Source organism: Coleofasciculus sp. G2-EDA-02 (assembly GCF_040226375.1).
Taxonomy (GTDB): Bacteria; Cyanobacteriota; Cyanobacteriia; order Cyanobacteriales; family Coleofasciculaceae; genus Coleofasciculus.
In genome coordinates, this window is sequence record NZ_JAVKEW010000203.1 from 25,145 (window position 1) to 34,249 (window position 9,105).

Annotated in this window: 7 protein-coding genes, 1 tRNA gene and 1 pseudogene; 6 read left to right on the forward strand and 3 right to left on the reverse strand. The window is 47.7% G+C overall.

Annotated features, from left to right (window positions below; all coding sequences use genetic code 11):
- The first annotated feature begins 131 nt into the window (after nucleotides 1–131).
- The 4 genes from hisD (at nucleotide 132) to RLO19_RS24190 (ending at nucleotide 4,864) form a co-directional block, all read left to right on the forward strand.
- Entirely contained in the window at nucleotides 132–1,439 is a 1,308-nt protein-coding gene (hisD, locus tag RLO19_RS24175) for a histidinol dehydrogenase (RefSeq protein ID WP_446359949.1), read from the forward strand.
- 169 nt (nucleotides 1,440–1,608) lie between these two features.
- Nucleotides 1,609–2,034, forward strand: a complete 426-nt coding sequence (locus tag RLO19_RS24180) for a universal stress protein (RefSeq protein WP_446359950.1) — start codon at nucleotides 1,609–1,611, stop codon at nucleotides 2,032–2,034.
- A gap of 260 nt (nucleotides 2,035–2,294) precedes the next feature.
- Entirely contained in the window at nucleotides 2,295–4,535 is a 2,241-nt protein-coding gene (locus tag RLO19_RS24185) for a PAS domain-containing sensor histidine kinase (protein ID WP_446359951.1), read from the forward strand.
- A gap of 247 nt (nucleotides 4,536–4,782) precedes the next feature.
- A tRNA-Leu gene (locus RLO19_RS24190) sits at nucleotides 4,783–4,864 on the forward strand.
- A gap of 84 nt (nucleotides 4,865–4,948) precedes the next feature.
- Here the strand turns inward: RLO19_RS24190 and RLO19_RS24195 are convergent.
- Nucleotides 4,949–5,131 carry a hypothetical protein gene (locus RLO19_RS24195; protein ID WP_446359952.1) on the reverse strand — a complete coding sequence of 61 codons (183 nt, stop codon included), beginning with the start codon at nucleotides 5,129–5,131 and terminating at the stop codon, nucleotides 4,949–4,951.
- Nucleotides 5,132–5,213: 82 nt separating this feature from the next.
- Nucleotides 5,214–6,338, reverse strand: a complete 1,125-nt coding sequence (locus tag RLO19_RS24200; RefSeq protein ID WP_446359953.1) for a PEP-CTERM sorting domain-containing protein — start codon at nucleotides 6,336–6,338, stop codon at nucleotides 5,214–5,216.
- A 90-nt stretch (nucleotides 6,339–6,428) separates the two neighbouring features.
- Here RLO19_RS24200 and RLO19_RS24205 point away from each other — a divergent pair, with 90 nt between their 5' ends.
- On the forward strand, nucleotides 6,429–6,662 hold the full coding sequence (locus RLO19_RS24205; RefSeq protein ID WP_446359954.1) for a mersacidin/lichenicidin family type 2 lantibiotic: 234 nt from the start codon (nucleotides 6,429–6,431) through the stop codon (nucleotides 6,660–6,662).
- A 226-nt stretch (nucleotides 6,663–6,888) separates the two neighbouring features.
- Nucleotides 6,889–9,015, forward strand: a complete 2,127-nt coding sequence (lanM, locus tag RLO19_RS24210; RefSeq protein WP_446359955.1) for a type 2 lanthipeptide synthetase LanM — start codon at nucleotides 6,889–6,891, stop codon at nucleotides 9,013–9,015.
- On the opposite strand, the pseudogene RLO19_RS24215 reads toward lanM, so the two are convergent.
- Nucleotides 8,981–9,105, reverse strand: a pseudogene (locus RLO19_RS24215) (IS630 family transposase); the annotation flags it as partial. The gene lanM and the pseudogene RLO19_RS24215 sit on opposite strands and share 35 nt — an antisense overlap.

Sequence of the window (9,105 nt, forward strand, 5' to 3'; positions counted from 1 at the left end):
TATCGCGACTCCAGAAAAATCCAGGTAAGCTAGAGAAGAGAGACTAGGAAAGGAGGACTCCCGGTCAGGGAACTCCCTCATCCTCTCCTAGTCTCCCACGGGTAATACCTCATGATAGGCACACCGACTCCATGCTGCGAATAATCACTCAGCAGGCTGAGGCAAAAACTGAACTACGGCGGATCTGCGATCGCACCTCCCACGATGGAATCATGCACAAAGAGGCGACGGTGCGAGAAGTCTTGCAGACGGTAAAACGCCAAGGGGATAAAGCCCTCTTGCACTATACCGAAGAATTCGATCATCAATGTTTAACCCCTGAGCAACTGCGTGTCAGTGGCTCAGAACTGGATGCTGCCTACCAGCAAGTATCCAAGGAACTCCTGGATGCGATTCAGTTGGCAGCACAGCAGATTGAAGCCTTTCACCGACAACGTGTCCCCAAATCTTGGGTGCACTTTGGCGATGATGAGGTGGTGCTGGGCAAACGTTACACGCCAGTGGATCGCGCCGGACTCTATGTTCCTGGTGGTCGAGCCGCTTACCCGAGTACGGTGTTAATGAATGCGATTCCGGCTAAAGTGGCAAAAGTGCCTCAAGTCGTCATGGTCACACCACCGGGCTTGGAGAAAAAGATTAATCCAGCCGTGTTAGTCGCCGCCCAAGAAGCCGGAGTCAGCGAAATTTACCGTATCGGAGGCGCCCAAGCGATCGCGGCTTTAGCTTATGGCACCGAAACCATTCCCAAGGTGGATGTGATTACAGGTCCAGGAAATATCTACGTCACCCTGGCAAAGAAACTCATCTACGGGACTGTGGGTATTGACTCTCTGGCAGGTCCATCGGAGGTACTGATTATTGCCGATAGTGCTGCCAACCCTGTCTATATCGCCGCCGATTTATTAGCACAGGCAGAACATGACCCGCTAGCCGCTGCTATCCTGGTGACGACAGACGCTCAACTGGCAAAAAGCGTGCAAGCCGAAGTCAAACGGCAACTTCAGGATCATCCCCGACGCCTACTTACCGAAAAAGCGATCGCGCACTACGGATTAATTGTAGTCGTCGATTCCCTGGAAATCGCCGCAGAATTGTCCAATGAGTTTGCCCCCGAACACCTAGAATTAGAAATCACCGAACCCTGGGACTTACTCGAAAAGATCCGCCATGCTGGTGCCATCTTCCTGGGAACATCCACCCCAGAAGCCGTTGGGGACTATATCGCCGGACCCAATCACACCTTACCCACCTCCGGTGCTGCTCGCTATGCTTCGGCGTTGGGTGTTGAGACATTCATGAAGCACTCGAGTCTCATTCAATATTCCTCAACCGCCCTGAATAAAATGGCAAGCGCCATTCAGGTGTTGGCACAAGCCGAAGGATTACCCTCTCATGGGGATTCCGTGCGCTTACGAACCTTTGGCGAAAGGCACGATTGACTGGATTGGTGAGTTATCCGTCACTCATTCGTCCTCAATCATTCACAACGAATGACGAATGACAAATAACAATTTGTCAAGCCAGTAGACAAAACCTCTGCTCAAGAGGGAGAATTCCTATTGCTGGGAGCCAATCGCTCACAATCGCTCACGATGAGGAGAAATTTTGGTGCTAAAGACGATTCTGGTAGCTCTCGAGAGCTCCAAGCCAACCTATCGCTTAATTGAAACCCTAGACAACCTACAAATAACATCAGCCACCAAAATTATCCTGTGCCATGTCATGCTTCCTCAAGATCCTGAAATGGACATCCCCCTTGATCGCCCGCATCCTTCTGAGGAGTTCCTTTACCAAGAAACCGAACAGCAACTGCAACTGTATCAAGCTAAACTACCTTGTCCCAGTGAAATTCAAATTGTTAACGGTGACCCTTCCGCAGAAATAATTCGCCTTGCTCATATTTATCACGCGGATTTAATTGTGATTGGTACTCGTGGACTAACGGGCTTACAGCGAATTGTGCAAGGTTCGGTAAGTAGTCAGGTGGTAGCTGATGCCCCTTGTTCAGTATTAGTGGTTAAGGGGGAGGAATAATCATTAGTCATTCGTCATTAGTCAAGGAACTTTTTCATAGGGAACAGGGAACAGGGAATAAGGAAAAGGAAATTCATCATTCAGCTATCCTTGAATTTTGCCGACATGCCGCCCCCTGACTGGCATAATCAGATTTTATTTAGGGTGGGCAAGAGTTGTCGGGACATTATACCCGAATAGCCTGTTCTATCAAGACAAAGTCCGGAACAATAGTAGAAAATAGGGAGGTTAAAAGGGTGCAGCTATTTGTGTAGTAGAAGATGACCGCAGAAACCTTTGACCAACAGATTTCCCTATCCCTCAGACGTGTAGAGACGCTTTGGCAACAAGCACACGAAGTATTTAAATTGCCAATACAGGCGTCTTTACGCACAGAGGAAATGTCGAATCAGCAGCAACACTTATTACTGGAGAGTTTGACACAACTGTCTCATTCCCTGCAAGAATTGCAATTTGCTGCCGGAGAACTGCGCCAACAAAATGATAAATTAGCGCAAAGCCAGATTACCATAGAAGCTGAACGCCAGCGTTACCGGGAATTGTTTGAGTTTGCCCCCGATGGTTACCTCGTCACCAATCCCGACGCGATCATTTTTGAGGCAAATCAAGCCGCCGCCCATTTGCTCAACTTTTCTCCAGAACGTCTGGTGGGCAAATCTTTAGCCGTTTTTGTCGCTACCCAGGAACGGCGCGATTTTTTTTACAAGTTGAGTCAGTTACAACGGGGTGAGTCAATCAATAATTGGCCCGTCCAGATTCAACCCCGTAGTAATACCTCCTTCCTCGCTTCCCTAACCGTCGCGCCTGTGAAAAACCCATCGGGTCAGGTGATTGGATTGCGCTGGCGGTTGCAAGATTTAACGATCGCACGCTATAAAGATTCCATGCAATCCCACAATCATCCCCTGTTTGACTCCATTGTGAAGCACACGGTCATTGGGTTAGGACTTTTGGATCATCAGGGTAACCTGATCGAATATAACCCGAAACTACAGGCAATGCTCGGTTGTCCGGCTGATGAATTAGCACCCACTTTGATGACATGGATGAATTTAGATAAGTCAGGAATGGAATCAGCAATGTTTCGTCAATTGATAGCGGGTGAACGTCACTCCTACCAATTGGAGAAGCCTATCCACTATCCGGATAGCACCATCGAGTGGGGACGCCTGACGGTGGCGCTGGTATTGGGGACTTCAGACGAACCCACTTCAGCGATTTGTATTCTAGAGGATATTAGTGAGCAAAAACGCCTCAAAGCACAGCAACAAGAGGCAATTCGTCAGCAACAAGCGATTCAGCAGCAGCAAGCGGTCAAACAAGCCGCCAGTCAGCCAGAGAAGAAACCTTCAGCCACCCCCTCTCCCCCAACGCCGGATACCTCAGTCGAACAACTCGGACGAATTCTGAATGCGATTCTCTCAAATTCCAGTGACTTTTTCCTATTGTGCGATCGCACGGGCAAATATGTCTATGTGAATCAAGCCGCAGCCCAGGCTTGGGGACTCCAGCAAAAAGATTTTATCGGTAAAACTTGGCATGATCTGAAGTTGTCCGCCGAACAGATGGAACAGTTGGATATTCAACGGGACTTGGTTTTAACCACGGGAGAGTCTAGAACCGACGAAATTACCTTAACCACGGTTGAGGGGGTGAAGGATTACGAGTACACGATGACTCGTTTAGAGAATCTCGACGGGGATGGTAGCGCCATTGTGATCACGTTTAAAGATTTGAGTGAACAAAAACAGGCGAGGGTAGCTGTTAGCGAAGCTATGGCAAAAGAAGCCGAATATCGGGCGCTCAAATCCCATCTTTCCCGATTGGCTTCAGTGGTTACCCAAGAACTTCGTAATCCTCTGAACAAGATTTTTTCCCATGCTAAATACCTGGAAAATAACCCCGATTTCGACACTGAGAACGACAACCTTTACTATCTCCAGCGCATCCAAGGGAATGCTCACCGGATCAACCAAATCCTGAATGATCTGCTGTGGATTAATAAGGTTGAATCCAAACAACTACCTTTAAATCCCACAGAAGTGAATTTAACTCAGTTGTGTCAGGAATTAATCACCCAGTTACAGGAGCGTACACCATCAAGACGCCAAATTACCTTTGTCAGTCCTGAATCTTGTTGTCGCGTTGCTGATGAAAAATTGTTGCGCCGGATGTTGACAAATTTGATGATTAGTGCATGGCGCTATTCACCAGAGGATAGTCCGATCAAGTTGGAATTGTTGTGTCAAGACGTACAGATAGTGTTTCGTATTCCGGATTTTGGGAGTAATATTCCCGAACCTGAGCAAAATGTCTTATTCAACGCCTTCGACACCAATAGTCATGGTGATGGGGTGACGGGGAGTAGTTTAGGGCTGATACTAGTTAAACATTGTGTGGATTTACAAAATGGTGCGATCGCGGTAGAGTCTCAAGCCGGAGAAGGAAGTACGGTGACAATTACTCTACCCTTACCGCAACCTGGGGAGGAGAACCCGTAGACGATGGGGATGGGGAATTGATACATAATCAGGTAGAACCCCGGTTCTTTCAGGATTGTAGAGACGTAGCATGCTACGTCTCTACAGTGTTCTGGAGGAGTATTCAACCTGAATTTGATATAAGCTACAGGCTTGACGCACACCTGGAGGCTTTCAGGCGATAGCAACGGGAAAATAAGGTGAGCGTTACGTCGAACTCAGCTAACCAAATCGTCAAGTTTTTGCTATGATAGCTATCGAGTAAGTTGCGGACGTGGCGGAATTGGCAGACGCGCTAGATTTAGGTTCTAGTACCGTAAGGTGTGAAGGTTCAAGTCCTTTCGTCCGCATTTGAGTATAGCTTCGGTTAGACGCGATCGCACGTTTGCTAAGTTTTGCTAAGATGAGTGAAGTGCGATCGCACGGGGAGCATGTCAGAAGATATTTTCTGCTACCAATCTCATAGACGCGATCGCGCCTCCTGGGAAGGACAGAAAAGACTTGCATAAATCGGGGGAACCTCTGGTAATGTCTTTCCGAGAACCCATCCGCAAAAAGAATTTCTCACCCTTGAGTCGCAAGTCCGCGCCGAATCCGTCGCAGCGACGCCGTTTCAAAGTTCCGACTCTCCCTGGCTCTATGGTAGGCTTTGGCTCCTTGCCCCATTACTAGAATGAAACAGCCCTGCCAATCACCAGTTTATAAACGTTTTTGACGATTCCCTAAAAAAGCGACAACACCCAATCCCACCAATGCGAAAACCGTGCTGGGTTCAGGAACAGGTGTGGCGCGGAAGCCATAAAATTTGCCGTCAGCATCTTGATAGCGTCCAACAATCACTCCGGTATCATTAATGTCCAGCACCCGAGTTGACAAGGCATTGGGGAAGGCAAGTTCCTGGAATTGCCCATTGTTCCAAATAAACGAGTAAGAATTTCGCCCTGTTTCAGGCAGAGTAAACACGCCGATAATCGAATCTTTATTGTTAATGGCAGAGGGTCTAGTTCTGTCTGCTCCGGGAATGTTGAGTTGGGTAAGTTGCTCCCCTGCCAGAAGAAAACCATGGGTGCCATTGGTATCATTAAAATGACCAGTAATCTTGCCAGCGTCATTGATTCCCCAAGGGAAAATCTGACTTGCTCCAGCAATCGTAATCGGGGTGACATCATCAGGACTTAGAGTTGAGAAGTTCTCGGCATTCAGCAGAAATCCATGCACCTCATAAGGATTCCAGAAAAGATCGGTATAGTAGAACCCAACAATCTGCCCTGCATTATTGATTGAAGAGAACTCCACGTCTGGGAAATTACTGCCAGGGAACAGATCAGGAGTGTAGAACTGACTGCCGTTATATATGTAGGGTTCTGCCTTGAGGAAGGAGTCGTCGCGGAAGGAGTACCCCACGATAGTACCTGCATCGTTCATGTCCCATACCGCAGTCGCGTAAGATTCAGGCGGGTTAAAAAACTTTACTTCCCCATCGCTATCTACAAAGAAACCTGTTGCAGGGCTGTTTTCCGCTTTTTGTCCGGCAATTTGTCCAATGTTGTCAATCGCGTTAACGGTAACGAATGTAGCACCAGGGATATCGAAGCGCTCGTACTTATACCCAGTCGCTAGGGAGATTGCCGCAGCAGGTGAGGTAACCGCGATCGCTAATGCAGATAAGGTAAGGGACGTGAGGCTAATGGGGACTGTACTGGTCATGGTCATGCACTGGCTAAAAATGAGATTGATAATCATTATCTCAAAAAATCTGAAACTAATCTGGATATTGCGGTTTTGTAACTCAACTTGAGCGATCGCCCCCAGCCAGGGAAACAAAACTTTATTTTTTGAGAATTGTTATCATTCTCATTTTTGTCTATACTCTGAAGACAGCAAAACCATGGGTTTTACCCAAAGGAGAATCTCATGTCGAATATCGACATCATCCGCGCTTGGAAAGACACAGACTATCGTGAAAGCTTGAGTGAGGCTGAGAAGGCGCAGCTTCCAGAGAATCCAGCCGGATTGATTGAATTGGCAGATGAAGAGATGTCATCCATGGCTGGCGGTGCGCTGAACGTGCTGGCGCAGGGTACGTCTCATGAAGAAACCTGCCACACCGATTGCGAACATTGTGGGGAAACAACCCTGAGCTTGTAAAACCAGTGATGTACTATCAATGACCTAGGCTGGAACCTAGGGAGAGGCTACGCCTGTAGGAAGGCGCACGCCTGCGTTGATTGATCAGACTAAACAAACAATCACGGACATAGCATAATCCCCTGCTATAGGCTTTGCGTGTAGTAGGGGTTTCTCCGTGACGGCTCTAGAGTTCAAGTAGTAATTATAACAAATAGATTGAGGCAGGATTTTGGAGCAAAGCGTGATGAATCAGGGGTTAAAGGGAGTAGCCTGGTATCAGGCACTGACATTGAGGGAACGGATTGCAACGCTAGACACACTGGAGCCTGCAATTGATCAGGAATTTGACGAGGCTTTGGCAGAGAGTCGATGGCAGCGATGGCGATCGCAAACCCCCTTTCCGATAGACTCCTACTATACTCAACGATTAGCAACCGATGGACTCACCCCTGAATCCTTTCGCTACCTTTTAGGTGAATCGATAGCCGCATTACAACAGCGTTCCCCTACTCCACCCGATTGGTTAAACGAACTAGAGAAAGCCTTTTCCCGTACCGAACCCCCCAAGATCAAAATTATCCCGCCTTCCCAGTTATCACCCGGTAAAGAGTCATCGGGTTTCCTCTATGCCATTGAACCCCTCATTAGCCAAGGCATTGAGCGCCTAGACGTTGGTATCCAATCCCTACTCAATAGAACCCAATCAAAAATCCCCTTTAACCCCAACACAATCAACGAGATTTTCTATCAGCATCTGCCCCAACCATTGCTCCAGATGTTGAACCAAACCCTGATATTAGAACTCAACGTTGCTCGTTTGCAAGGGCTGTTGTCAGGCAATAATCCGAGAGAGCGATTCTTAAGCTTCTTAGAACGAATATATCAACGGGATGTCATGCTTGGTATATTACAAGAATATCCCGTTTTGGCAAGACAATTAGTAACTTGTATTGAGCGCTGGGTTAAGGTTAGCCTGGAATTTATCCAGCGTCTGTGTGCTGATTGGGATGAGATTTGCACGACATTTTATCCCCACAGCAATCCCGGTGTATTGACAGAACTAAAACCGAATGCAGGGGATAGTCACCGAGGGGGGCGTTCTGTTGCGATCGCTAAATTTAGTTCTGGCTTCCAGATTGTTTATAAACCCAAATCCCTAGCCATAGATGTCCATTTTCAGGAACTCCTTACTTGGCTCAATCACCGAGGAAATCACCCAGCCTTCAAAACTATCAACATTCTCAATCGTGGGAGTTATGGATGGGTAGAATTTGTCACTGCCCACAGTTGTCACTCCCCAGAAGAGGTTCAGCGTTTTTATCAACGAATTGGCGGCTATTTAGCGTTGCTGTATGCCCTAGAAGCCACAGATTTTCATTCGGAAAACTTAATTGCCGCTGGGGAGCAACCTATCTTAATTGACTTAGAATCCCTATTCCACCCCCGCCGCACCACTATCAATACCACCCCTTTAAAAGAATCGGTATTTCTGGCAAGCCAACAACTGGCTTACTCCGTTTTGCGGGTGGGATTACTGCCAAATCGCCGTTGGACAAGTCACCAATCAGAAGGACTTGACAAAAGTGGCATCGGTAGTCAACCAGGTCAGACTGTACCACGACGGATTCGGTCTTGGGAAGGAGTGGCTACGGATGAAATGCGAGTCGTTCGCCAGCAAAGGTTGCTGCAAGGCGCTCAGAATCAACCGCATCTGCTGGAGACTGAGGTGAATGTTTTAGATTTCGCCGAGGAGATTGTTACTGGATTTACAGCAGTTTATCAGGACTTGGTAAAATACCGGGATGAGTTCCAGGCACGTTTAACTCACTTCGCTGAGGATGAGATACGTGTCGTTTTGCGTCCCACCCGGACTTACGCCGCGTTACTAGCCGAGAGTTTCCATCCCGATGTGTTGAGAAATGCCCTAGAGCGCGATCGCTGGTTTGATAAACTCTGGATTGAAGTCCAGCATCTTCCAGATATTGCCAAAGTGATCCCGACGGAACGGCAGGAGTTATGGCAGGGGGACATCCCCATGTTTACTACTCGTCCCAATTCCCGCGATGTGGTTGGCAGCAATAACCAAATCTTCGCTAATTTTTTTGAGCGATCGGGAATGGAACAGGTAGTATATCGCCTTGAGCAGTTAGATGAACGGGATTTAGAGCGACAAACCTGGTTTATCCGCGCTTCTGTTTCCACGTTAGCGATGGCAGAGGAGGGTGTTGGTTGGCAAGGATACCCACGATTTGAGCCGCAGACAAGGTGCGATCGCGAACAACTTCTAGCGGCGGCTTGTCAGATTGGCGACAGGCTGGAGTTAAGCTGCTACGCAGCTAAACCGGATAAACAGCATTGCCTTTGTTTTTGATTTTTCTATTCCATTTAATTATAAGCTCTCCTTCATTTAATAATTTATGTAGCAATTTTTCTAGTTCTTCTACTGATTCAAATAGTCGAT